Genomic DNA, 21,739 nt, shown 5'->3' with positions numbered 1-21,739 from the left:
GGCTTACTGGAGCTTGGTGAAGTGGATGTCCTCGACGACTTGCTTCCAGTGGGCATTCTGCCCACGGATCAGGTCGCCGAACGCCTTGCGCGAAGTCGGTGCCGGGATCGCGCCTTGTTTCTCGATGGCGGCGATCACCTCGGGCTCGGCCAATACCTGGCGCACGGCGTCGTTGAGCTTGTCGAGGATGGCGGCGGGGGTACCCGCCGGCGCGCCCAGGCCGAACCACGACGGGTTGTTCATCGCCGGCAGGCCGGCCTCGGCATAGGTCGGCACATCGGGCAGCACCTTCAGGCGTTGCTTCGCGGCGACTGCCAGCGGCCTGAGGCGCCCGCCCTGGATCAGGGCCGACGATGACGGGATATTGTCGAACACCACCTGGATCTGGCCCGCCACCGCGTCGTTGAGCGCCGGGCCCAGGCCCTTGTACGGCACGTGCAGCATGCGCGTGCCGGTGGCGTTCATGAACAGCTCGCCGTTCATATGGCTCAGGCCGCCGTTGCCGGACGAGCCGAACGAGTACTTGCCCGGGTTGGACTTCAGCTGCCTGATGAATGACTGCAGGTCCGCGGCCGGGAACGCCGGGTTGACCACCAGCACGTTGGGCACGTCGGCCAGGTTGCTGACCGGCGCGTAATCCCTGACCGGGTCGTAGGCGGTCTTCAGGTAGACGTTGGGGTTGACCGCGTGCGAGCTCTCCACCTCCATCACCAGCGTGTAGCCGTCGGCCGGCTGCTTGGCCGCGTAGGCGCTGCCGACCGCGCCGCCGGCGCCGGGGCGGTTCTCGACCACCACCGGTTGTCCCAGCACCGGGCCCAGGCGCGTGCCGACGATGCGCGCGATGATGTCGGTGGTGCCGCCAGCGGCGTAGGGGACGATCAGCTTGACGGGCCGGTCGGGGTAAGCCGCCGCATGCGCGGCAACGCTTGCGCATGCGGCCAGCAGGGCCATGGCAGTGAAGATGGGTTTCATCGGTGTCTCCGGTCAGGGTTATTGGTCTTTTTTGGGGGGGCTTCGCGCCGTTCAGCCTGCCGGGGTGTGCTCGCCCAGCAGCGGCGGCGGTGCCAGGGGCAGGTCGTGCCCGGCCAGCATCGGATTGCGCACCATCGGCACGCGGCCCATCACGGGGTGCTCGGCTACCTGCATCAGGCCGCGGTGCCGCACCTGCGGGTGGGCGAAGACCTCCTCCATGGTGTGGATCGGCCCCCAGGGCACGCCGGCCGCATCGAAGGCATCGGTCCACGCAGTACGGGTGCGCGTGGGGAAGAGATCGGTCAGCAGGGCGCGCAGCGCGGGCAGGTGTTCGATGCGCGCGGAGTTGGTGGCATAGCGCGGGTCCTGCGCAAACTCTGGCATGCCGGCCACGGCGCAGAAACGCGCGAACTGGCTGTCATTGCCGATGGCCAGGATCAGGTGGCCGTCGGCGCAGCGGAACACTTCATAGGGCGCGCAGTTGGGATGGGCATTGCCGCTGCGCTGCGGGTTCTGGCCCGACACCAGGAAGTTGGCGGCCTGGTTGGCGTTCATGGCTACCGCGACATCGAGCAGCGCAATATCCAGATGCGTGCCCAGACCGGTTGCCTGGCGCTGGTACAACGCGGCCAGTACTGCGGAGGTGGCATACATGCCAGTGCTCAGGTCCACCACGGCGACACCGGTGCGCAGCGGGCCGGCGCCGGGCGTGCCATCGGGCTGGCCGGTGTAGCTCATCAGCCCGCCCATGCCCTGGAACACATAGTCGTAGCCGGGTTTGTCCGCCATCGGCCCGCTCTGGCCGAAGCCGGTGATCGACAGGTAGACCAGGCGCGGGTTGATCGCCTTGAGCGTGTCATAGTCCAGCCCGTAACGGCGCAGCGTGCCGACCTTGTAGTTCTCGACCAGCACGTCGGCCTCGCGCACCAGTTCGCGCACCTGCGCCGCGCCTTCGGGCGTGCCGTAGTCGATCGCGACCGAGCGCTTGCCGCGGTTGCAACAGATGAAGTACCCGGACAGGCGCTGGCTGTCTGCGTTGCCCTCGGGCGCTTCCAGGTAGGGCGGGCCCCAGCCGCGGGTATCGTCGCCGCGCTCCGGGTGCTCGACCTTGGTCACCTCGGCGCCCAGGTCGGCCAGGTTCTGGGTACACCAGGGACCAGCCAGGATGCGCGACATGTCCAGTACCCGGACTCCTTCCAGGGCGCGATGCAGCATGACGACTCCGCTTTCAGGCAACAGTGCGGCGGAGTATAGGGAGGGGGTCCCGAGGCGAACCAGTCGAGAGTTTTGAAAGGCGTGTTCGCGGGTTTTGAATGGTCCGGGGAGGGTCCGGCAGGCCCGGAGCCAGGTGGCGCCGACGCCCCCGCCAGCCCCGGCGTTTGGCGCGTGGGCGCTGCCGTGTCACAATTCGCGTTTGGCACTGACTCGGCACGTGACTCGGCCGGCCGCGTCGCCGTGCTTCCCGCCGCCCCGGCGCGCGCGCATTGGAGGCCGGGAAGCCCGCCCAAGAGCCGACAAATTCACTTAGATTTTCTGGCGATGACTACCATCCTGCAGCACATTCCTTCCGGCCAGCGCGTCGGAATCGCCTTCTCCGGCGGCCTTGACACCAGCGCGGCACTCCTCTGGATGCGCCAGAAGGGCGCCATCCCCTACGCCTACACGGCCAACCTGGGCCAGCCCGACGAGCCCGACTACGACGACATCCCGCGCCGCGCCAAGGCCTACGGCGCCGAGGAAGCCCGCCTGGTCGACTGCCGTACGCAACTGGTGGCCGAAGGCATCGCCGCCCTGCAGTGCGGTGCCTTCCATATCTCCACCGCCGGCATTACCTACTTCAACACCACCCCGATCGGCCGTGCCGTCACCGGCACCATGCTGGTGGCCGCGATGAAGGAAGATGGCGTCAACATCTGGGGCGATGGCAGCACGTTCAAGGGCAATGACATTGAGCGCTTCTACCGCTACGGCCTCCTGACCAACCCCGGCCTGCAGATCTACAAGCCGTGGCTGGACCAGCAGTTCATCGACGAACTGGGCGGCCGCGCCGAGATGTCCGAGTTCATGCGCCAGAACGGCTTCGACTACAAGATGTCGGCCGAAAAGGCATACTCGACCGATTCCAACATGCTGGGCGCCACCCACGAGGCCAAGGACCTGGAGCACCTGGATTCGGGCATCCGCATCGTGCAGCCGATCATGGGCGTGCAGTTCTGGCGCGATGACGTGGAAGTCAAGCGCGAGGAAGTCACCGTGCGCTTCGAGGAAGGCCAGCCGGTTGCACTGAATGGCCAGACCTTCGCCAACGCCGTCGACCTGTTCATGGAAGCCAACCGCATCGGCGGGCGCCATGGCCTGGGCATGAGCGACCAGATCGAGAACCGCATCATCGAAGCCAAGAGCCGCGGCATCTATGAAGCTCCGGGCCTGGCGCTGCTGTTCATCGCCTACGAGCGCCTGATCACCGGCATCCATAACGAAGACACCATCGAGCAGTACCGCGACAACGGCCGCCGCCTGGGCCGCCTGCTGTACCAGGGCCGCTGGTTCGACCCGCAAGCCATCATGCTGCGCGAAACCGCCCAGCGCTGGGTGGCGGGCGCCATCACCGGCGAAGTCACCATCGAACTGCGCCGCGGCAACGACTACTCGATCCTGAACACCACCTCGGCCAACCTGACCTACAAGCCGGAACGGCTGACCATGGAGAAGGGCGAGTCGATGTTCACGCCGCTGGACCGCATCGGCCAGCTGACCATGCGCACGCTGGATATCGTCGACACGCGCGAGAAGCTGCAGACGTACGCCAAGAGCGGCCTGCTGTCGGCCAAGGTCAGCGCCTCGCTGCCGAAGCTGGAAGACTGAGCTTCGCTGCGCCTTGCCTGACGGCGTGGCAGCCAGAAACCGGCACCTTCGGGTGTAATGCCGTTCAGTTAACCACCGTCGTGCCCGCGAAAGCGGGGACCCAGTGACTTCATCCCCAAAGGGGACGTGAAAGACGCTGGATTCCCGCCTGCGCGGGAATGACGGTAGCGTTTGATACCTTAACTGAACGGCATTACACCTTAAGGTGCCGTTTTTTTTTGTCTCGGCGTTTTCCCCACCTGTCCCGGAATGTCAAGTGTACGTCCCGGAATATCAAACCAGGGCGTCCCGATCGCCAGATACTGGCTGGGCTCGCCACCCCTCCGGGTGCGCGCAGTGAATGCCCGGCGGCGCGAAGACCGCCGGCTTGCTTCCGGAGACGCCCGCCCATGTCCAGATCCCATCTTGCCGTTGCCGCGGAGCCGGTCGTGCCGGTCGTTCCGGCCGTGCCGGCCCCCGGACCGCGCTATGCGTGGCTTGTCTTTGCCCTGACGTTCGGGCTGCTGCTGTCGGACTACATGTCGCGCCAGGTGCTCAACGCGGTGTTCCCGCTGCTGAAGGCCGAATGGCAGCTCGGCGATACGGAGCTGGGCGCGCTTGGCGGCGTGGTGGCGCTGATGGTGGGCGTGCTTGCGCTGCCGCTGTCGCTGCTGGCCGATCGCTGGGGGCGTGTGCGCAGCCTGATCCTGATGGCGGCGCTCTGGAGCCTGGCCACGCTGGGTTGCGCGGTGGCGGACAGCTTCGGCCAGATGTTCCTGGCGCGGCTCTGCGTCGGCATCGGCGAGGCGGCGTATGGCAGCGTGGGCATTGCCGTGGTGGTGTCGGTGTTCCCGCGCCATCTGCGCGCCAGCCTCAGCGCTGCGTTCATGGCCGGCGGTGCCTTTGGCTCCGTGCTTGGCATGGGACTGGGCGGCGTCCTTTCCGCGCACTTCGGCTGGCGTGTCGCCTTTGCGGGGATCGCGGCCTTCGGGCTGGTGCTGGTGGCTTGCTACTACCTGACGATCAGCGAGGAGCGCCTGCGCGGGCTACAGGAACGCATGGGCGCGGCCAGTGGCAGCGCGGCCCCGGCCCGGCCGATTGCGGCGCGCCGGCTCGTGCGCGAACTGCTGATGGTTCCCTCCGTGCTGTGCGCCTGCGTGGGCAGCGCGCTGCAGCTGCTGGTGCTGGCGTCGCTGCAGGCCTGGCTGCCAAGCTTTCTGTCGCGCGACTATGGCATGGCAACCGGTAACGCCGGTGTGGCCGCCGCGCTGCTGGTGATGATCGCGGGCGTGGGCATGGTGATGTGCGGCGCGCTGACCGACCGTGTGGCGCGCCACGCGCCCGCGCGCAAATGGCAGATGGCGATTGCGTACAGCGTGGTCTGCTGCCTGCTTCTGATGACCGGGTTCCGGCTGCACACAGGGCCGGCCCAACTGGCCCTGATCGGTGCCGGCATGCTGGTGGCCGGCGGCACCGCCGGCCCCGCCAGCGCCATGGTGGCCAACCTGGCGCGGCCTGCCATCCACGCGACCGCCTTCGCCACGCTGACGCTGATCAACAACCTGCTGGGGCTGGCGCCCGGCCCCTTTCTGACCGGCGTGCTGGCCGACCGTATCGGGTTGGCCGGCGCCCTGCAATGGATTCCGCTAGCCAGTGCCGGCGCCGCGCTGCTGTTCTGCATCGGCCGCCGCTACTACGCCGCGGACCTGCGGCGCCTGGAAAGCCCTGACCATCCCGCACGCCGTGCTGATGCCGCCGCTTCCGCCTGACCTCTTCCCATCCGTCTATGACTGCTACACCTACCCACACCGTCCTGATGGTGCCGGGCCTGCGCGACCACGTCGCCGAGCACTGGCAAACGCTGCTGCAAGCCGAACTGCAGGCGCAGGGGCACGACGCCCGCTGCGTGCCCCCGCTGGAGCACGACAAGCTCAGCTGCGCAGCCCGCGTCGCCGCGCTTGATGCGGCGCTGGCGGCCATCGACAAACCGGTCGTGCTGGTCGCGCACAGCGCCGGCGTGATGATCACCGTGCACTGGGCGGCACGGCACCGGCGCCAGATCCAGGGCGCGCTGCTGGTGACGCCGCCGGATTTCACGCAGCCGCTGCCGCCCGGCTATCCGGCGCAGGACGCGCTGGCGCAGGCGGGCTGGTTGCCGACACCGCTCGCGCCGCTGCCCTTCCCCAGCCTGGTCGCCGCGAGCGGCAACGATCCGCTGGCCAGCCATGCGCGCGTCACGGAGATGGCGGCTGCCTGGGGCAGCCGGCTGGTGGACCTGGGCAATGTCGGCCACCTCAACCCTGCTGCGGGCTACGGCCCGTGGCCGCGTGGCCATGAATTGCTGGCGGAGCTGGGCGCCATGGTCGCGCACGCATCGTGACCACGCCGCGCTCGCGGCTCGATTAGAGAATCCGGCCGCAAAGGCCAGGCAGCGCATGCTGGTGTGGCGTTCGGGGGGTAAGCCCCCCAAATCCGCGAGAAACCTTCATTGCCCCGCCTGCACACGCCATGCCGACACGCTGCGCCCAAATCGCGCACTGAACCACCGCGAGAACGCACTCAGCGACGAAAACCCCAACAACGCAGCCACTTCCGACAGCGGGCGCTCTTGGTTCTCAAGGTAGCGGATCACCAGGTCGGCACGGGCCTCGGCAAGGATGGCCGAGTACGTTGTATGTTCTTGCTCCAGCCGCCGATGCACGGTGCGCCGGTCGACGCTCAGGTGCTGGGCCACGCGTTCGACCGAGCACACGCCGGTTGGCAACAGCGCGTAGACCAGCTTGCGCACCATGTCCGACATGGTCGCCGCGGTCGATTGCGCCAGCAGCGTGCCGAGATAGTGCTTCACCTGCTGCGCCATCACCGGGTCATATGACGGCAGCGGCGCTTCCAGGTCCGAGGCCAGGCAGACGATGCCGTCGAAATCCTGATTGAACGTGCCAGGCATGCCGAACACGCGCGCAAACGTGGCCGCGCTGGCCGGGGCGGGGTGCGTGAAGCAGAGGCTGCGCGGCCGCCATGATGGCCCAAGGAACAGCTTCAGCATGCGGAACATCACGCCTACCGCCAGGTCGGTGGCCTGCCGCAAGGTGCCCGGCGCTTCGCTGAGGATCTGCAGCCGGATCATCACCAGATCATCGCTGTCTTCGATGCGCATCGACAACGACTCATTCTGCAGGCCCATATAGCGGACCATCGACTCCAGCGCGCGGCGCAGCGTGGGTTCCTCGCGCACCACGAAGGCGAGCGGGCCCAGGTTGGAGAATTCGCGCAGCTCGGCCATGCGCAGGCCGAAATCGTCGGCCTCGGCGGCGCGCGCCGACGCATCCAGCAAGCGGCCGACCGACGCGGCGGGGATGCGGATATCGGGGTCGAGCAAGACCGAGCGGTTGATCTTCGCCGCCCGCAGTTGCTGATAGGGATCCAGGTCCAGCGAGCGCGCGACTTCCACGTAATTGGTCAGGCTGGCGCTGCGCAAATAGTAGGACATGGGGCGGATTCCGTGCTTTCCCTGAGTGTCCCGAAATGTAAATCGGATGTCCCGGTTCGTCAAATCAAGGCCGGTCGTTCGCCGATACTCCAGGCACTAACCAACCGGAGCCATCCATGCAATTCCTTGACGATTCCCTGCACCCCGAAAACATGGACAAGGTGGTGATCACCGTGGCGCCCTATGGGCCGGAGTGGATGCCGCAGGACTTCCCCGAGGACATCCCCGTCACCATGGAAGAGCAGGTCCAGAAAGCCGTGGATTGCTACAACGCCGGCGCCACCGTGCTGCACCTGCATGTGCGCGAGCTGGACGGCAAGGGCTCCAAGCGCCTGTCCAAGTTCAACGAGCTGATCGCCGGCGTGCGCGCCGCGGTGCCTGACATGATCATCCAGGTGGGTGGCTCGATCTCGTTTGCGCCGGAAGACGACGGCCAGGAAGCCAAGTGGCTGTCCGACGACACCCGCCATATGCTGGCGGAACTGGAGCCCAGGCCCGACCAGGTGACCGTGGCGATCAACACCACGCAGATGAACATCATGGAACTCCTTTATCCGGAGTACCTGAAGGGCACCTCGCTGGAACACCCGGCCTACCAGGCCGCCTACCGCGAAATGACCGTGCCGGCCGGTCCGGGCTGGGTGGAAGAGCACCTGCGCCGGCTGCAGGCCTCGGGCATCCAGCCGCATTTCCAGCTGACCGGCATCCATGCGCTGGAAACGCTGGAGCGCCTGGTGCGCGCCGGCGTCTACACCGGTCCGCTGAACCTGACCTGGATCGGCATCGGCGGCGGCTTCGACGGTCCCAACCCGTTCAATTTCTTCAACTTCGTGCACCGCGCCCCGGACGGCTGCACGCTGACCGCCGAGTCGCTGCTGAAGAACGTGCTGCCGTTCAACATGATGGCGATGTCGATGGGCCTGCACCCGCGCTGCGGCATCGAAGACACCATCATCGACCAGCACGGCAACCGCATGACCTCGGTGCAGCAGATCGAGCAGTGCGTGCGCGTGGCGCATGAACTGGGCCGCGAGATCGCGTCCGGCAAGGAAGCCCGCGAGATCTACCGCATCGGCACCTGGTATGACAGCGCCGATGCCACGCTCGAAGCCAATGGCATGGCGCCCAACCGCAAGTCGGGGCAGAAGAACCTGCCGCTGCGCGCAGCGGCCTGACATTGGCCGCAGGGCCGGCATGCCGGCCGGCCCTCTCCAGGTACCACAGGAGTCCGTGATGCATCACCCTGACGCTCTCGCCAATCCCTGCATCAACATCTGCCGCATGGACCTTGCCAACCGCTATTGCCAGGGCTGCGCCAGGACGCGGCAGGAAATCGGCCGCTGGGCGCAGATGAGCGATGCCGAACGCGCCCAGGTGCTGGCGGCAGCGCCGGCCCGCCGCGGGCAGCGCGCCGCCACGGGCGTTCTGCCATGAACCAGCCTGCCTCCCTCTTCATCCAGGTCGGGTTTGACCTGGTCTGCCCCTGGTGCATGATCGGCAAGCGCCATCTTGAAACGGCGCTGGCGCAGCTGGCCCAGGCACGGCCCGATGTGGCCGTCACCGTCGAATGGCGCAGCAGCCCTCTGTTTCCGACGCTGCCGCCGGCCGGCATCCCGTATCGCAAGTTCAGCCTGGCGCGGCTCGGCAGCGCCGAAGCCGTGGCGTTGCGGCAGGCGCAGGTATGCGCCGCGGCGCGCGAGGCCGGCATCACGCTGGAGCCCGGCCGCATCGAGGTGTTGCCCAACACCGTGCTCGCGCACTGCCTGATCCGGTACGCGCGCGAGGCTGGCGGCGACGCGGGCGCTTCCGCGCTGATCGACCGCCTGTTTGAAGCCTATTTCCTGCGCGGCGAGGACCTGGGCGATCCGCGCGTGCTGCACGCGGCAGCGATCGCCTGTGACATGCCGATGCCGCCGGCCATGGCGCAAGACCTGGCGTGGCTGCCGGCGCTGCATGGCCCGGATATGCCGCTGACCGGTTCCGGCCTGGGCGTGCCGCGCTTTGTGATCAACGGTGCGCCGCCAATCGCCGGCGCGAGGCCGCCGCGTGCCTTGCTGGAGGCAATGCTTCGGGCGCTGGCCCGCGCGTCTCCCGCTTCGCCACCCCCGCCTGGCATTGCGATCACCGCCCGGTGACGCCATGCCGGGCGATGCTGGACAGAAGATCCATACGACATAACGGAGACAACATGCCCACCCACCCTTCCTTTCTGCTGCGCGTCGCCGCCGTCGCGGCCAGCCTGGCGCTGGCCGCCCCCGCCGCCATGGCCTGGGGCGGCAAACCAGTCCGGATGCTGGTGCCGGCCCCCGCGGGCGGCACCATGGACGTGCTCGCCCGCCTGCTGGCTGACCAGTTGTCGGCGGACCTTGGCCACCCCGTGGTGGTCGACAACAAGCCGGGCGCCGGCGGCGGCATTGCCATCAACACCATGCTGGCCGCGCCGGCCGATGGCCAGACCATCATGGTCACCGCCAGCAATGTGCTGACCGAGATCCCGCATGTGCTCAAGCAGTCGTTCGACCCACTGAAAGACGTCAGGCCCATCGCCGCCGTGGCGCGTTCGCGCATGGTGATGATCGGCGCGCCTGGCCTGCCGGCCAAGGACCTGAAGAGCCTGGTCAGCTACGCCCGGGCCAATCCGGGCAAGCTCAGCTTTGCCTCGTACAGCGCCGGCACCGCGTCGCACTACGCCGGCATGATCATGAACCAGAAGGCAGGGCTTGATCTGCAGCATGTGCCCTTTGCCGGCTCCGCGCCGGCCCTGGTACAGGTGATGGGCAACCAGATCGCGGTAATGTACGACGGCATGGTGACGTCGCTGCCGATGATCCGCGCCGGCAAGGTGCAGGTCTATGCCGTGGCGTCGAAGAGCCGCTCGGCGCTGCTGCCGCAGGTGCCGACCTTTGCGGAACTGGGCTACCCCGACATGGATTTCAGCAACTGGGTGGGCGTGATTGCGTCGTCAAAGCTGTCGCCCGAACTGGCCGAGAAGATCCACGCGGCTGCCTACAAGGCCGCGGCTTCGGCCAAGGTGCGCGACCGGATGGAGGCGCTTGGCTACGAGCCGCTGCCGGCGCAGCCCTTGCCGCAACTGAGCGAGTCGGTGCGCGCGGAATTCGAGCGCAATGCCGGCATCGTCAAGGCGTTCAATATCCAGCCCTGAGTCCGCACACCCTGCAACGCAAAAAGGGCAGCCTCATCCGTAATGCTGCTCAGTTAAGGTATCAAACGCTACTGTCATTCCCGCGCAGGCGGGAATCCAGCGTCTTTCACGTCCCCTTTGGGGATGAAGTCACTGGGTTCCCGCCTGCGCGGGAACGACGGTGGTTAACTGAACGGCATTACCGCCTCAGCCGAGGCTGCCCTTTCTTCTTCCCGCTGACGGCTCAGGCGCCGCTGTTGCGCAAGCGCTTCTTGTCGGTCTTGCCGACGCTGGTCTTCGGGATCTCGTCGACAAACAGGATCCGCCCGGCTTCCGGCACCGCATACTTGCTGAGCCGGTTGGCCTCGACGCGCGCCAGCAGCGCCGCGCGAATCGCCTCCGCGGTCACCGTTGCGCCTGGCTGGCGCACCACGAATGCCATCGGCCGCTCACCCCACCTGGCGTCGGGCACGCCGATGACCGCGCACTCGTGCACGCCCGGCACCTGCGTGACCAGGCTCTCGACCTCGATCGACGAGACCCATTCGCCGCCGGTCTTGATCACGTCCTTGATCCGGTCGACGATCTGCACGAAGCCGTCGGCGCCCATCACCGCGATGTCCTGCGTATGCAGGTAGCCACCCGCCCACAATTCGGCCGATGCCTCGGGCTTGCCGTGGTAGGCCCGGGTCAGGAACGGTGCGCGCAGCACGATCTCGCCGCGCGCCCGGCCGTCGCGCGGCACGTCGTGCATCGATTCGTCCACCAGGCGGAAGTCCACCATCGCCACCGGCCGGCCCGTCGAGCAGCGCATGCGCACTTCGGTCTCGCGGTCGCGCTGCGCGTGGCCTGGCGGCAACTGGGCCAGCGCGACGATGGGGCCGGTCTCCGACATGCCATAGCCGGCAAACACATCCATGCCGCGCGCCAGGGCGGCTTCGCACAATGCCGGCGGCAGCGCCGAGCCGCCGATGATGAGCTTCCACCCCGACAAGTCCTGCCCGCTTGCCTGCGCCGCCTGCAGCAGCATCTGCAGCAAGGTCGGCACGCAGTGCGAGAACGTGACGCCCTCGGTCTCGCGCAGCTGCAGCAGGAGGTCCGGCGCATAGCGCCCCGGCAGCACGATGCGCAGCCCCAGCATGACCGCGACATACGGGATACCCCAGGCGAGTACGTGGAACATCGGCGTGATCGGCATGTAGACGTCTTCCCGGTGCAGGCGCTGTCCTTCGCGCGGCGCGCACAGGCTGGTGGCGGAGGCCAGCGCGTGCAGCACGATGTCGCGATGGCTGTAGCACACGCCCTTGGGATCGCCGGTGGTGCCGGTGGTGTAGAAGGTGGCGGCGCGGGTGTTCTCGTCGAACTCGGGGAAGTCGAAATCGGGCGAGGCCGCGCTCAGCAGGGCCTCGTACTCGCCGCAGAACGGCAGCGAGGTCGGCGGCACGTCCTGGCCGTCGGCCAGCAGGACAAAGCTGCGCACCCCGGTCAGCTGGCCGCGGATCTCTTCCATCACCGGCAGAAAGTCCGGATGGAGCAGCACCACCTCGGCGCCAGAATCGTTCAGCGTGTACAGGATCTGCTGCGCCGATAGCCGCACGTTGACCGTGAACAGCGTCGCGCCCATCATCGGCACGCCGAAATAGCATTCCAGGTAGCGGTGGCTGTCCCAGTCCATCACGGCCACGGTGGTGCCGTGCGCTACCCCCTGCGCGGCCAGCGCCCAAGCCAGCCGGCTGACACGCTGGCGGAATTCGCGATAACTATGGCGCCGCTGTCCGCGGTACGTGATCTGCTGGTCGCCGTACAGCGACAGCGAATTGAGCAGCAGTTGCCTGACGAGCAAGGGATAGGCGTAGGCCTGCGGCGCCGCAGGCACAAGGTGTGGTTGCATGCCTGCCTCCGTCAGAACGGCACGTCGCCGATGATGCCGGCGCGCTCCATCTTGCGCACCGTGGGCGCGTAGTCCTGCACCGCGTAATGCTGCGTGCAGCGGTTGTCCCAGATCGCCACGCTGTTCTTCTTCCAGCGCCAGCGCACCTGGTACTCCGGGATCTCGGCCTGCGCGCACAGGTAGTGCAGCAGGTCGCCCGCGCCGGGCATGAAGTCCTTGCCGAAGCGGACCACGTCGTCGCGGTGGTAGTTGGCAAAGTGCGAGGTGAAGGCATTGACGAACAGGACCTTCTCGCCCGTCTCCGGGTGGGTGCGCACCACCGGATGCTCCACCATCGGGAACTGCGCGGCCAGCGCGGCGCGCTTCTCCGGCGGCATATTGGCGCCGAAGGTGTGTTCGATGCTGTGCTTGGCGCGCAGGCCCTCGATGCGGGCCTTGATGTCCTGCGGCAGGCGCCGGTACGCCTCGCCCATGTTCACCCAGATGGTGTCGCCGCCCACTGCCGGCGTTTCCACGCAGCGCAGCACGCAGCCCATCGGCGGCGCCTGCCGCCAGGTGGCATCGCAATGGAAGGAGTTTTCGTAGTGCTCGACCTTGCTGTCGGGCGACTTGTAGATCTGCACCAGGCCCGGGTGATTCGGGTCGCTGCCCACTACCGGGTGGTCTTCCAGTTCGCCGAAACGGCGGGCAAAGGCAACGTGTTCGGCGCGGGTGATGTCCTGGTCGCGCAGGAACAGCACCTTGTGCTGCAGCAAAAGCGCCTTGATCTCGGCGAAGAGGCCGGCGTCGCGTGACGCATCGGCCAGGCTGACGCCGCTCAGTTCAGCGCCGATGGTGCAGGTAAGCGGTTCTGCTTGCATGGTGTTGTCTCCTCTGTTGTTGTTCTCAGATGACGAAGATCGACGAGCCGGTGGTGCGGCGCGCTTCCAGGTCCTGGTGCGCCTGGACCGCGTCTTCCAGCGCATAGCGCTGATTGATGCCGATGCGGATGCGGCCCGCGCCGACGTGGTCGAACAGTTCGCCCGCCAGCGCTTGCTTCTCCGCGGGGTCGGCGATGTAATCGGCCAGCGCCGGTCGCGTCAGGAACAGCGAGCCCTTCTTCGCCAGCAGCGCGGGGTCGAACGGCGGAATCGGGCCCGACGCGGTGCCCACGCACACCATGGTGCCGCGGCGCTTGAGCGAATCCAGCGACGCCATGAAGGTGGTCTTGCCGACGCTGTCGAACACCACCGAGACGCCCACGCCGTCGGTCAGCTCACGCACGCGCCTGGCCACGTCCTCGCGGGTGTAATAGATGATGTGGTCGCAGCCGTGCGCAAGCGCCACCTCGGCCTTGGCCTCGGTGGACACCGTGCCGATCACGGTCAGGCCCAGCAGCTTGGCCCACTGCGACACAATCAGCCCGACTCCGCCCGCCGCGGCGTGCAGCAGGATGGCGTCGCCCTGGCTGAACGGATAGATGCGGCGCATCAGGTAGGCCGAGGTCAGCCCGCGCATGGTCATGGCCGCGGCGGTTTCAAACGCAATGCTCTCCGGCAGGCGGATCAGCGGCGCGGCCGGCACCAGGCGCTCGGTGCTGTATGCGCCCAGCGTGTTGACGAAGCCGGTGTAGGTGACGCGGTCTCCCGCCGCGACGTTGGTCACGCCAGGGCCGACGGAAACCACCACGCCGGCGGCTTCCACGCCCATGCCGCTAGGCAACGGCACGGGATAGGTGCCATTGCGGAAATAGGTGTCGGCGTAGTTCAGCCCGACCGCCACGTGGCGGATGCGGACCTCGCCCGGACCCGGCTCGCCCACTTCCATGTGCTCATAGCGCAGCACTTCCGGGCCGCCGGTCTCGTACATGCGGACAACATTTGCCATCGTCTTGTCTCCTGGAGTTTCGTTGCTGCAGAGTGCGCTGCACATGCAGGAAACTGTAGTACTTGCCGGCCCGGCGGGCTTTGCATTGGCTACCGACCACTTTGCATTTCATGCCAGGCCGCCCTATGATCGCTGCTGCGCCGGGCAGCGTGGCCGGCGCCAACCACATCGCACCGCAAGGCAACGCCGGTTTGGAATCCCTGATACGTGCTGCCGCACTGACCAACTTCCTCGAGGTTTCGCGCGACCTGGGCCTGGACCCGCAGCCGTTGCTGCGCCAGGCACGGCTGCGGCGGGCCTGGCTCGACGATCCCGACCAGCGCATCCCGGTCAGCGCCTGCGTGGCGCTGCTGGAAGCCGCCGCGCTGGCCTCGGCGTGTCCGACCTTCGGGCTGCGCATGGCGGAGTCGCGCCAGCTGTCGGACTTTGGCGTGATGAGCCTGCTGATCAGCCAGCAGCCCACGCTGCGCGCCGCGCTTGCCACCACCATCCGCTACCGGCACCTGGTCAATGACTCGGTGGCGCTGTTGCTCGAAGATGCCGGCAACGCCGTGGTCATCCGGCAGGAAGTGCTCAGCGACGCGCCCTCGCGGCAAGCCACCGAGCTGGCCATCGGCGTCGTCTTCCGCATGTGCGCGCTGCTGCTTGGCCCGCGCTGGCAGCCGATCGGCGTGAGCTTCACGCATGCGGCGCCGGCCGACCTGGGCATCCATCGCCGCCTGTTCGGCTGCCCGCTGGAGTTCAACGCGGACTGCAACGGCATCATCTGCCGCGCGGCCGACCTCGATGCACCGAACCCGTCGGCGGATCCGGTCATGGCGCGTTATGCGCAGCAGTTCATCGACACGCTGCCCCGCGCCAACCCGCAGTCCATCGGACATGAAGTGCGCGGCGCCATCTATCTGATGCTGCCGATGGGCCGCGCCACCTGCGAGGCCGTGGCGGAAGGTCTGGGCCTGAGCCTGCGCACCATGCAGCGCCAGCTTGACGACGCGGGCGAAACCTTCACCGATATCCTGAACGATGTGCGGCGCGAACTGGCGCGGCGTTACGTGGAGAATCCGCGCTATTCGCTGCTGCGCGTGTCGCAGTTGCTGGGTTATGGGTCGGCCAGTTCGTTTACGCGGTGGTTTTCGGCGCAGTTCGGGATGGCGCCGGCCAGCTGGCGCAGGGATCGCGCGCAGCGCTAGCGCGGGCGATGCCGTCAGCCTGGTGTCGCCACCGCGCGTGTTTCGCGCATGGCCACCTCGGCATCCTTGATATTGTGCAGCGGCGCGAGAACAGCCGCCGCGCATCCACGCCAACCCGGCAATGCCGCCCTCAGTTGGCAAACCACTGACCTCGGGTTTTCACCTACATATACACAAAAACAAGTTATATATATTTTCGTGAAATGTAGCTTTTGTGGAAAGCTGGATCATCCGGCGTTTGGAGCAAGCATCATGGATCTGAGTCTTAAGGGCCGCGTTGCGGTGATTACCGGCGCAAGCAAAGGCGTGGGCAAGGGCGTGGCGCGCGCCATGGCGGCAGAGGGGGTGGACATCGCCCTCATTGCGCGCGGCCGCGAAGCGCTGGCAGAGGCAGCTGACGAAATCGCGAATACATTTGGCGTGAAGGTCCTGCCGGTGGAAGCCGATGTGACTGACACCGCATCCATGCGCAAGGCTGCCGAGGCCGTCCGCGGGCATTTCGGCAAGGCGCATATCCTCGTCAATAACGCGGGCGCCGCCATCCGCCGGCAGGACCGCGAAATCATGTGGGACGACAGCGACTGGCTCAACCAGGTGCAGATCAAGTCGGTCGGCGCGCTGCGCATGATCCGCGAGTTCCTGCCATTGGTGCCGCGCGACGGCAGCGGCCGCATCATCAACATCGCCGGTGCGTCCGGGACCATGGCCTGGATGCCTGCGTTGACCTATGGCCTGAACAATGCCGCGCTGATACACGTCACGGGCTACCTGGCGGCCGATCTTGCGAACGACAAGATTACCGTGAACGCCATTGTGCCGGGCCTGGTCGGAACGGAGTGGCGCGAGGACTGGGCCGCGGCTGCGGCGGAGCAGGCCGGCAAGGCCAAGGCGGAGTGGCTGAGCGATTTCTGCCGCAGCAAGGGCATCCTGTCGGGCCGCTGGGGCAACGTTGAGGAGATCGGCGATCTGGCTGCCTTCATCGCCTCGGACAAGGCGCGCTATATCAACGGCGCCAAACTGGCCATCGACGGGGGACTGACCGTCAACGCCCGTTGAACCACCCATGGCAGCGTCAGCATTGCGGCGCGGCGCGATCAAGCGGGAGACAACCATGAACCTGGATGCCGACAGGCCGGCGGCCACGGCTGCTGCACGTGGCACGCCGGCGGTGCATTCGATCGACCACTATGCGCTGCTGGTGCCCGATCGGGACATCGCCGCCAATTTCCTGGATGCCTTCGGCCTGCGTGTCGTGCGTGGTGAAAACTGCCTCGAAGTCTATGCGCAGGACGATCATTGCTGGGCCCGGATCTTTGCCGGCGAACGAAAGCGCCTCGCCTATCTGTCCTTCAATTGCTTCGCGGAGGATCTTGAAGGCATCCGGCAGCAGTTGCTGGCGAGCGGTGCGCGCCCTGCCGATGCGTCGCCCTTCATTGACGAAGTGGGAACATGGTTTCTGGATCCCGATGGCAACCTTCTGCAGGTGAAGGTTGGACCGAAAACCACCCCGGATTCGAAGCAGGATGCGACGCTGGAAAGCACGCCTGCCGGCGTGCGGGGCGCGTCGGTCCGGAGCAAGGTTGCCAGGGTTCGTCCGCGTCGCCTGTCACATGTTTTGCTTTTCACACCGGATGTGCAGCGTGCGCTGACGTTCTATGAGGGAGCGCTCGGCCTTCGGCTTTCCGACCGGTCCGCGGACATCATTGCATTCACCCATGCGCCGCATGGCGGCGATCACCATCTGATTGCCTTCGTCAAGAGTTCGGCGAAGGGCTGGCATCACGCGTCCTGGGATGTGCGGGATGTGAACGAGGTAGGCCAGGGCGCAAGCCAGATGGCCAAGGCAGGCTATCCGCACGGATGGGGCACCGGGCGCCATGTATTGGGGTCCAACTACTTCTTCTACGTGCGGGACCCGTGGGGATCGTTCTGCGAGTACTCGGCGGATATCGATTTCATCGCTGCCGGGACCAACTGGCCCGCGGGCGACTTCGATCCGGAGGACTCCCTGTATCAGTGGGGCCCGGATCTTCCGGACTATTTCATTCGAAACACCGAAGCCTGATTGCTCCGGCAATGCGCGGCGCCAGTCATGGCGCGGCTTGGTTTAGTAGATTCCTTTCCCGGCTTCTGGCCGATTCGATTGTTGGAGCAAGAAATGAAACTAGCCACGATACTGTTCGAAGGCAAGCAACGCGTTGGCGTCCTGACCGACCGCGGCATTGCACTCTTGCCGCAGACATATGGCGGCGATGCCGGCGCCCTGATTCAGGCGGGGCTGTCCCCCGCGCAGATCGAACCGCTGCTCGGGCAGGCAACGGTTGTGCCGGACGACGATACCATTCAATACCTGCCCCCGGTAGGGAGGCCCCCCAAGATCATCTGTGTTGGCCTGAACTATGCGGACCATACCAAGGAGTCGCCGTACGAGCAGCCGGACTATCCGACGCTGTTCTTCCGCGTGGCCACCAGCCTGGTTGGCCACGGAGGTCCCATCGTGCGGCCCTTGGCCAGCGACACGCTCGATTTCGAGGGCGAACTCGCCGTTGTGCTGGGCAAGGGCGGCAAGCATATTGCGCGCGACAATGCCCTCGAACATGTGTTTGGCTATTCCGTCTTCAACGACGGCTCCGTCCGCGAGTATCAGTTCAAGTCGCCGCAATGGACGGTTGGCAAGAACTTTGATTCGACCGGGGCCTTCGGTCCCGTGCTGGTGACTGCGGATGAGCTGCCGCCAGGCGCCGCTGGGCTGCTTCTGCAGACGCGGCTGAACGGGCAGGTTGTTCAGTCGGCGAGCACTTCGGACATGCTCTACGATGTGGCGTCGCTGATCGCCATGACCAGCGAGGCGATCACCCTCGAGCCGGGCGACGTCATTGTTGCGGGCACGCCTTCGGGAATCGGCTGGGCGCGCGACCCCAAGCTCATCATGCGCGACGGCGACGTCTGCGAGGTGAGCATCGAGGGCATCGCCACTTTGCGCAACCGGGTTGAGGACGAGGTCCGCGCCTGAGCCGAGCCACACGGGCCGAGTGCCAATGCCGCGGCCCCGGCGTAGTCAGAACATATAGGCCGCGGAGATGTACGTGAAATTGGTGTTGTGCCCACCGACCGCGCTCAGTACCTTGGCAACGTCGACATGCACCAGCCCGGCATTGATCGCGATATGGCGATCCAACTGCCAGAAGACGTCGAAGGCAAGCTGGCTGCCCGTGTACCGCCCCGCGCGTCCGGCCGTCCCTGCAATGGGAATGGCCACTGCGGTGTACACCGCATCGTTGGTGGTTTCGCGCCAGATCAGGTCCCACGAGATGGTAAACCTGAGCTGCGCCGTGGGCTTCAGCGTGACCGATGGCTGCAGGTCGATCACGTTCGAGGCCCCCAGCAGGCCGGCCTGGTTGAAATAGGCCAGCTTGGGGAACAGCCCGCCGTACGTGCCGAGCTTCCCGTCGCGGGGATCATGGTCGCCGCTGCCTGCGGTGGCTTTGATGCCAGTGCGCAATTTCCAGTCGGAGAGATCGAACGTGTAGCCGGTGTCGGTGGAGACGCCCCACGCCCGCACTGTCTGCTGGCCGAAGCTGCCAAATTGCGCCAGGGCTTCCCAGTCCCAGTCCCATTTTCCGCCAGTGCCAAAGACGCGCGCGCCTACTGAATGACGCCGCTCCACGCCGGCGCCGATGCTGTACAGGGCGTGGCTGTTCTCGAAGCCAAGGTAGTAGAGGTCGGCGCCGGACGCGGGGATGAAGGTCCGGGGAAACGTCGCGTAGACACCCCAGAAGCCCTGTGCATGATTGGGTTGGTCGTCGAAGTTTCCCGCCTTCAGCAAAACCGGGCGGGTGGCAAAGGCATCGATCCGCACGTCGCTGGCGGCGCCGCCAAGACGGACGCCGTCAAAGGCGCGCCGGACGTTCGGCGCGTCGCGGACCGACACCAGCCGTTGCGATCCGAACGCCATTTCCTGGCGACCCACGCGCAAGTTCGGGTCGGACCGCGCATCCTCGCTCAGCGGCACGCGCCAGTCGACGAAGCCCTGCTGGAGGTCGAGGCGGTCTTCATACGGCGGGACTGCGGCATCCTTCCCGAGCGCCAGGTGGTTGCCCAGCTGGACAAAGCCGCGCAGACGTTCGCCCGCGCGCAGGTCGGCGTGGAGCAGGATGCGGTGCAGCAGGTAACTGTCGGCGGTCCTGCCCGGCACGCCGAAGTTCGCGGCGGAGTAATCCTCGAAGCGCTCGCGCAGCTCGCCGCCCAGGCTCAGGAATGCGCCGTGCGTACCGAGCGGGATGTACTTGACCGGGTCCCACGGGTCGCCGCGTCGTGCGGGGTCCTGCAGGTAACGATAGTCTTCGTCATAGCGAAGAAACTTATAGGCAGGCGTTGCAGCGGCCGGTGCCGGCAACGATTGGGCAAGCGCGCTGCATGAAACGGCGGCGAGCGCCAGGCCGACTGCCGGACCCGCCGGCAATCGCCTTGCTGCCCATGGGCCTCGCGGAATCTTCTTCATTCTTGTCGACGCGCGCGCAGCGCGGCTCAGTGTTGGCGATAGCTGGCGGGCTTGCGTGCCGATTCCGGCTGATGGCAAGCCGTGACCGTTCCCTGCGCTCAACTATAGTGCCGGATCGGAGCTTTGGCCGCATATTCTGCAATGCACGGCGAGGCTCCGGTCCGGACTTGCTTTTGATGTCGGCGCTTATCCGATCAGCGAGCCGAGTCGAGGACCTCGCCGTTCTTCTGCACGTCCTGCGCCTTCATGTAGCTTTCGATCAGCAGCTGGTAAGCGGGGAAGATCTTGGTGTAGATCTCAGCCCACTGCAGCGCGTCGTCGCGGTGCCAGGTGTGCTGCAGCTCGGATGCGACCGCTGCCGTGTCCATGGGCACCACGCCTGCCTGCACCACCCGGGCCAGCGTGATTTCCTGCGCCATCTTCGAATAAGTGCCCGACGCATCGACCACGGCGAAGACCTTGTAGCCGTCAGCCACAGCGCTGATGGCCGGGAAGGCCATGCAGACGCTGGTGATGGTGCCGGCGATGATCAGCGTCTTGCGCCCGGTGGCTTCCACGGCCGCGACGAAGTCCGGGTTGTCCCATGCGTTGATCTCGCCTTTGCGGGCGACATACTTGGCGTGAGGGGCGTTCTCGTGGATTTCGGGGATCAGCGGACCGTTCGGGCCTTGCGGCACGGAGGCGGTGGTGATCACCGGCAGCTTGGACAGCGTAGCCATTTTTGCCAGTGCCGCGGCGCGTTGCCGCAGTTCCGGCATCGGCATGTCGCCCACAGTCTGGAACAGGCCGCTCTGGTGGTCGATCAAGAGCATTGCCGTATCGGCCGGATCGATCACGGGCCGCTTGCCATTGAAATTTGCTGGGCTGCTCATGGTGTTACTCCTTGCATCGATGGGTGCCTTGGCACCGGCTGGGAAAGCCCGCCACGGGATCGGGCGGCGGGCGGAAGGTCGTAATCAGTTGGCGATTTGCCCGAATCGGCCGTTGTTGAAGTCGGTCAGGGCCTGGGCGATTTCCTGCTCGCTGTTCATCACAAAGGGGCCATAGCCGACGATTGGTTCGTCAATCGGCTCGCCCGCGAGCAGGATGGCCACGGCATCGGTGCTGGCTTCGATGCACATGCCAGCGCCGGCGCTGTCAAGCACGACCATCTGGGCTTCGCCGACCACCGCCGCTTCATTGACCCGCACGGTGCCGCGCAGGACAATCAGCGCGGCATTCCAGCCGCCGGGCACCGGCAGTTCAGTGAGACCGCCCTGGCGCAGCCGCAGGTCCCACACATGCATCGGCGTGAACGTTCGCGCAGGGCCCGCGTGGCCGGCATATTCACCGGCGATCACACGGACGGTTCCGGCTTCGCCAGGGAGTGCAACCGCAGGAATCTGGCGATCGAGAATCGCCTGGTAACCTGGGCGGGTCATTTTGTCCCTGGCAGGCAGGTTCACCCAGAGCTGGACCATCTCCAGGGCGCCGCCCGTGCCCGAAAAGGCCTCGGAGTGGAACTCCTCGTGCAGGATGCCGGCGCCGGCCGTCATCCATTGCACGTCGCCCGGACCGATCACGCCGCCCTGGCCAGTGGAGTCGCAGTGGGCGACTTCCCCCTTGTAGACGATGGTGACGGTCTCGAACCCCCGGTGCGGATGCATGCCCACGCCGCGGGGCGTGTCCGTGGGTCCGAAATCGGCCGGCCCGGCATAATCCAGCAGCAGGAATGGGCTGAGCTGCGTGCCATGGCTCTGGTACGAGAACATCGAGCGGACCGGAAAGCCATCACCCACCCAGTGGGGGCGTGGCGCGCTGTAAACGCCCAGAACTCTTTTCATTTGCCTCTCCAATTGACCGG

At 66.5% G+C, this 21,739-nt stretch carries 20 protein-coding genes; 11 read left to right on the top strand and 9 right to left on the bottom strand.

Translation table 11 applies throughout. The annotated features are described in order from the left end of the window. Window positions 1–3: 3 nt before the first annotated feature. Window positions 4–972 carry a tripartite tricarboxylate transporter substrate binding protein gene (locus tag ACREYQ_RS29290; protein WP_432261460.1) on the bottom strand — a complete coding sequence of 323 codons (969 nt, stop codon included), beginning with the start codon at window positions 970–972 and terminating at the stop codon, window positions 4–6. Between the two features lie 51 nt (window positions 973–1,023). After that, window positions 1,024–2,187 (bottom strand): CaiB/BaiF CoA transferase family protein, encoded by a 1,164-nt coding sequence (locus tag ACREYQ_RS29285; protein ID WP_432261459.1) that lies wholly within the window; start codon window positions 2,185–2,187, stop codon window positions 1,024–1,026. Window positions 2,188–2,511: 324 nt separating this feature from the next. Between ACREYQ_RS29285 and argG the strand changes: the two genes are divergently transcribed. The 3 genes from argG to ACREYQ_RS29270 all read left to right on the top strand — a co-directional run bounded on the left by argG (window position 2,512) and on the right by ACREYQ_RS29270 (window position 6,196). Continuing rightward, on the top strand, window positions 2,512–3,837 hold the full coding sequence (gene argG / locus ACREYQ_RS29280) for an argininosuccinate synthase (RefSeq protein WP_432261458.1): 1,326 nt from the start codon (window positions 2,512–2,514) through the stop codon (window positions 3,835–3,837). A 389-nt stretch (window positions 3,838–4,226) separates the two neighbouring features. Beyond that, window positions 4,227–5,585, top strand: a complete 1,359-nt coding sequence (locus tag ACREYQ_RS29275; RefSeq protein ID WP_432261457.1) for an MFS transporter — start codon at window positions 4,227–4,229, stop codon at window positions 5,583–5,585. Window positions 5,586–5,602: 17 nt separating this feature from the next. After that, window positions 5,603–6,196 carry an RBBP9/YdeN family alpha/beta hydrolase gene (locus ACREYQ_RS29270; protein ID WP_432261456.1) on the top strand — a complete coding sequence of 198 codons (594 nt, stop codon included), beginning with the start codon at window positions 5,603–5,605 and terminating at the stop codon, window positions 6,194–6,196. 105 nt (window positions 6,197–6,301) lie between these two features. Here ACREYQ_RS29270 and ACREYQ_RS29265 read toward each other — a convergent pair whose 3' ends face one another. Continuing rightward, window positions 6,302–7,306 (bottom strand): AraC family transcriptional regulator, encoded by a 1,005-nt coding sequence (locus tag ACREYQ_RS29265; RefSeq protein WP_432261455.1) that lies wholly within the window; start codon window positions 7,304–7,306, stop codon window positions 6,302–6,304. 116 nt (window positions 7,307–7,422) lie between these two features. On the opposite strand from ACREYQ_RS29265, the gene ACREYQ_RS29260 reads away from it, so the two are divergent. Genes ACREYQ_RS29260 through ACREYQ_RS29245 form a run of 4 tightly spaced genes read left to right on the top strand, consistent with a single transcriptional unit; the run spans window position 7,423 to window position 10,469 of the window. Further along, window positions 7,423–8,481: a 3-keto-5-aminohexanoate cleavage protein gene (locus ACREYQ_RS29260; protein ID WP_432261454.1), complete on the top strand. Its 1,059-nt coding sequence runs from the start codon at window positions 7,423–7,425 to the stop codon at window positions 8,479–8,481. Window positions 8,482–8,539: 58 nt separating this feature from the next. Further along, entirely contained in the window at window positions 8,540–8,740 is a 201-nt protein-coding gene (locus tag ACREYQ_RS29255) for a DUF1289 domain-containing protein (protein WP_432261453.1), read from the top strand. Continuing rightward, window positions 8,737–9,441: a DsbA family oxidoreductase gene (locus ACREYQ_RS29250; RefSeq protein ID WP_432261452.1), complete on the top strand. Its 705-nt coding sequence runs from the start codon at window positions 8,737–8,739 to the stop codon at window positions 9,439–9,441. Before ACREYQ_RS29255 ends, ACREYQ_RS29250 begins: the two co-directional genes overlap by 4 nt. Before the next feature lie 53 nt (window positions 9,442–9,494). Further along, window positions 9,495–10,469, top strand: coding sequence for a tripartite tricarboxylate transporter substrate binding protein (locus ACREYQ_RS29245; RefSeq protein ID WP_432261451.1), 975 nt, complete (start codon window positions 9,495–9,497; stop codon window positions 10,467–10,469). A gap of 223 nt (window positions 10,470–10,692) precedes the next feature. Here ACREYQ_RS29245 and ACREYQ_RS29240 read toward each other — a convergent pair whose 3' ends face one another. From ACREYQ_RS29240 to ACREYQ_RS29230, 3 genes are read right to left on the bottom strand one after another with little or no spacing between them, the layout of a single operon-like run. Beyond that, window positions 10,693–12,339 carry a fatty acid--CoA ligase gene (locus ACREYQ_RS29240; RefSeq protein WP_432261450.1) on the bottom strand — a complete coding sequence of 549 codons (1,647 nt, stop codon included), beginning with the start codon at window positions 12,337–12,339 and terminating at the stop codon, window positions 10,693–10,695. A gap of 11 nt (window positions 12,340–12,350) precedes the next feature. Further along, on the bottom strand, window positions 12,351–13,199 hold the full coding sequence (locus ACREYQ_RS29235) for a TauD/TfdA dioxygenase family protein (protein WP_432261449.1): 849 nt from the start codon (window positions 13,197–13,199) through the stop codon (window positions 12,351–12,353). A 25-nt stretch (window positions 13,200–13,224) separates the two neighbouring features. After that, window positions 13,225–14,205 carry a quinone oxidoreductase family protein gene (locus tag ACREYQ_RS29230; RefSeq protein WP_432261448.1) on the bottom strand — a complete coding sequence of 327 codons (981 nt, stop codon included), beginning with the start codon at window positions 14,203–14,205 and terminating at the stop codon, window positions 13,225–13,227. Between the two features lie 191 nt (window positions 14,206–14,396). On the opposite strand from ACREYQ_RS29230, the gene ACREYQ_RS29225 reads away from it, so the two are divergent. The 4 genes from ACREYQ_RS29225 to ACREYQ_RS29210 all read left to right on the top strand — a co-directional run bounded on the left by ACREYQ_RS29225 (window position 14,397) and on the right by ACREYQ_RS29210 (window position 18,408). Further along, the gene (locus ACREYQ_RS29225) at window positions 14,397–15,395 is read left to right on the top strand and encodes an AraC family transcriptional regulator (protein ID WP_432262685.1); all 999 of its coding nucleotides are present in this window, start codon (window positions 14,397–14,399) and stop codon (window positions 15,393–15,395) included. A 48-nt stretch (window positions 15,396–15,443) separates the two neighbouring features. Beyond that, window positions 15,444–16,451: an SDR family NAD(P)-dependent oxidoreductase gene (locus ACREYQ_RS29220; protein WP_432261447.1), complete on the top strand. Its 1,008-nt coding sequence runs from the start codon at window positions 15,444–15,446 to the stop codon at window positions 16,449–16,451. Between the two features lie 55 nt (window positions 16,452–16,506). Next, window positions 16,507–17,460, top strand: coding sequence for a VOC family protein (locus ACREYQ_RS29215; protein ID WP_432261446.1), 954 nt, complete (start codon window positions 16,507–16,509; stop codon window positions 17,458–17,460). Window positions 17,461–17,553: 93 nt separating this feature from the next. Then, complete coding sequence (locus ACREYQ_RS29210; RefSeq protein ID WP_432261445.1) at window positions 17,554–18,408, top strand: fumarylacetoacetate hydrolase family protein; 855 nt, start codon at window positions 17,554–17,556, stop codon at window positions 18,406–18,408. 45 nt (window positions 18,409–18,453) lie between these two features. On the opposite strand, the gene ACREYQ_RS29205 is transcribed toward ACREYQ_RS29210, so the two are convergent. From ACREYQ_RS29205 to ACREYQ_RS29195, 3 genes are all read right to left on the bottom strand, one after another. After that, the gene (locus ACREYQ_RS29205) at window positions 18,454–19,896 is read right to left on the bottom strand and encodes an alginate export family protein (protein WP_432261444.1); all 1,443 of its coding nucleotides are present in this window, start codon (window positions 19,894–19,896) and stop codon (window positions 18,454–18,456) included. A 194-nt stretch (window positions 19,897–20,090) separates the two neighbouring features. Then, window positions 20,091–20,768, bottom strand: coding sequence for a hydrolase (locus ACREYQ_RS29200; RefSeq protein WP_432261443.1), 678 nt, complete (start codon window positions 20,766–20,768; stop codon window positions 20,091–20,093). Between the two features lie 84 nt (window positions 20,769–20,852). Further along, the gene (locus ACREYQ_RS29195) at window positions 20,853–21,719 is read right to left on the bottom strand and encodes a pirin family protein (RefSeq protein WP_432261442.1); all 867 of its coding nucleotides are present in this window, start codon (window positions 21,717–21,719) and stop codon (window positions 20,853–20,855) included. Window positions 21,720–21,739 lie beyond the last annotated feature (20 nt).

This window comes from Cupriavidus sp. TMH.W2, assembly GCF_050847365.1.
Lineage (GTDB): Bacteria > Pseudomonadota > Gammaproteobacteria > Burkholderiales > Burkholderiaceae > Cupriavidus.
This window is presented reverse-complemented; position numbering and strand designations above follow the sequence as displayed.

Coding starts and splice junctions, on each gene's coding strand:
- ACREYQ_RS29290 (WP_432261460.1), bottom strand. CDS start 972: ATGAAACCCATCTTCACTGCCATGGCCCTGCTGGCCGCATGCGCAAGC.
- ACREYQ_RS29285 (WP_432261459.1), bottom strand. CDS start 2,187: ATGCTGCATCGCGCCCTGGAAGGAGTCCGGGTACTGGACATGTCGCGC.
- argG (WP_432261458.1), top strand. CDS start 2,512: ATGACTACCATCCTGCAGCACATTCCTTCCGGCCAGCGCGTCGGAATC.
- ACREYQ_RS29275 (WP_432261457.1), top strand. CDS start 4,227: ATGTCCAGATCCCATCTTGCCGTTGCCGCGGAGCCGGTCGTGCCGGTC.
- ACREYQ_RS29270 (WP_432261456.1), top strand. CDS start 5,603: ATGACTGCTACACCTACCCACACCGTCCTGATGGTGCCGGGCCTGCGC.
- ACREYQ_RS29265 (WP_432261455.1), bottom strand. CDS start 7,306: ATGTCCTACTATTTGCGCAGCGCCAGCCTGACCAATTACGTGGAAGTC.
- ACREYQ_RS29260 (WP_432261454.1), top strand. CDS start 7,423: ATGCAATTCCTTGACGATTCCCTGCACCCCGAAAACATGGACAAGGTG.
- ACREYQ_RS29255 (WP_432261453.1), top strand. CDS start 8,540: ATGCATCACCCTGACGCTCTCGCCAATCCCTGCATCAACATCTGCCGC.
- ACREYQ_RS29250 (WP_432261452.1), top strand. CDS start 8,737: ATGAACCAGCCTGCCTCCCTCTTCATCCAGGTCGGGTTTGACCTGGTC.
- ACREYQ_RS29245 (WP_432261451.1), top strand. CDS start 9,495: ATGCCCACCCACCCTTCCTTTCTGCTGCGCGTCGCCGCCGTCGCGGCC.
- ACREYQ_RS29240 (WP_432261450.1), bottom strand. CDS start 12,339: ATGCAACCACACCTTGTGCCTGCGGCGCCGCAGGCCTACGCCTATCCC.
- ACREYQ_RS29235 (WP_432261449.1), bottom strand. CDS start 13,199: ATGCAAGCAGAACCGCTTACCTGCACCATCGGCGCTGAACTGAGCGGC.
- ACREYQ_RS29230 (WP_432261448.1), bottom strand. CDS start 14,205: ATGGCAAATGTTGTCCGCATGTACGAGACCGGCGGCCCGGAAGTGCTG.
- ACREYQ_RS29220 (WP_432261447.1), top strand. CDS start 15,444: ATGGCCACCTCGGCATCCTTGATATTGTGCAGCGGCGCGAGAACAGCC.
- ACREYQ_RS29215 (WP_432261446.1), top strand. CDS start 16,507: ATGAACCTGGATGCCGACAGGCCGGCGGCCACGGCTGCTGCACGTGGC.
- ACREYQ_RS29210 (WP_432261445.1), top strand. CDS start 17,554: ATGAAACTAGCCACGATACTGTTCGAAGGCAAGCAACGCGTTGGCGTC.
- ACREYQ_RS29205 (WP_432261444.1), bottom strand. CDS start 19,896: ATGAAGAAGATTCCGCGAGGCCCATGGGCAGCAAGGCGATTGCCGGCG.
- ACREYQ_RS29200 (WP_432261443.1), bottom strand. CDS start 20,768: ATGAGCAGCCCAGCAAATTTCAATGGCAAGCGGCCCGTGATCGATCCG.
- ACREYQ_RS29195 (WP_432261442.1), bottom strand. CDS start 21,719: ATGAAAAGAGTTCTGGGCGTTTACAGCGCGCCACGCCCCCACTGGGTG.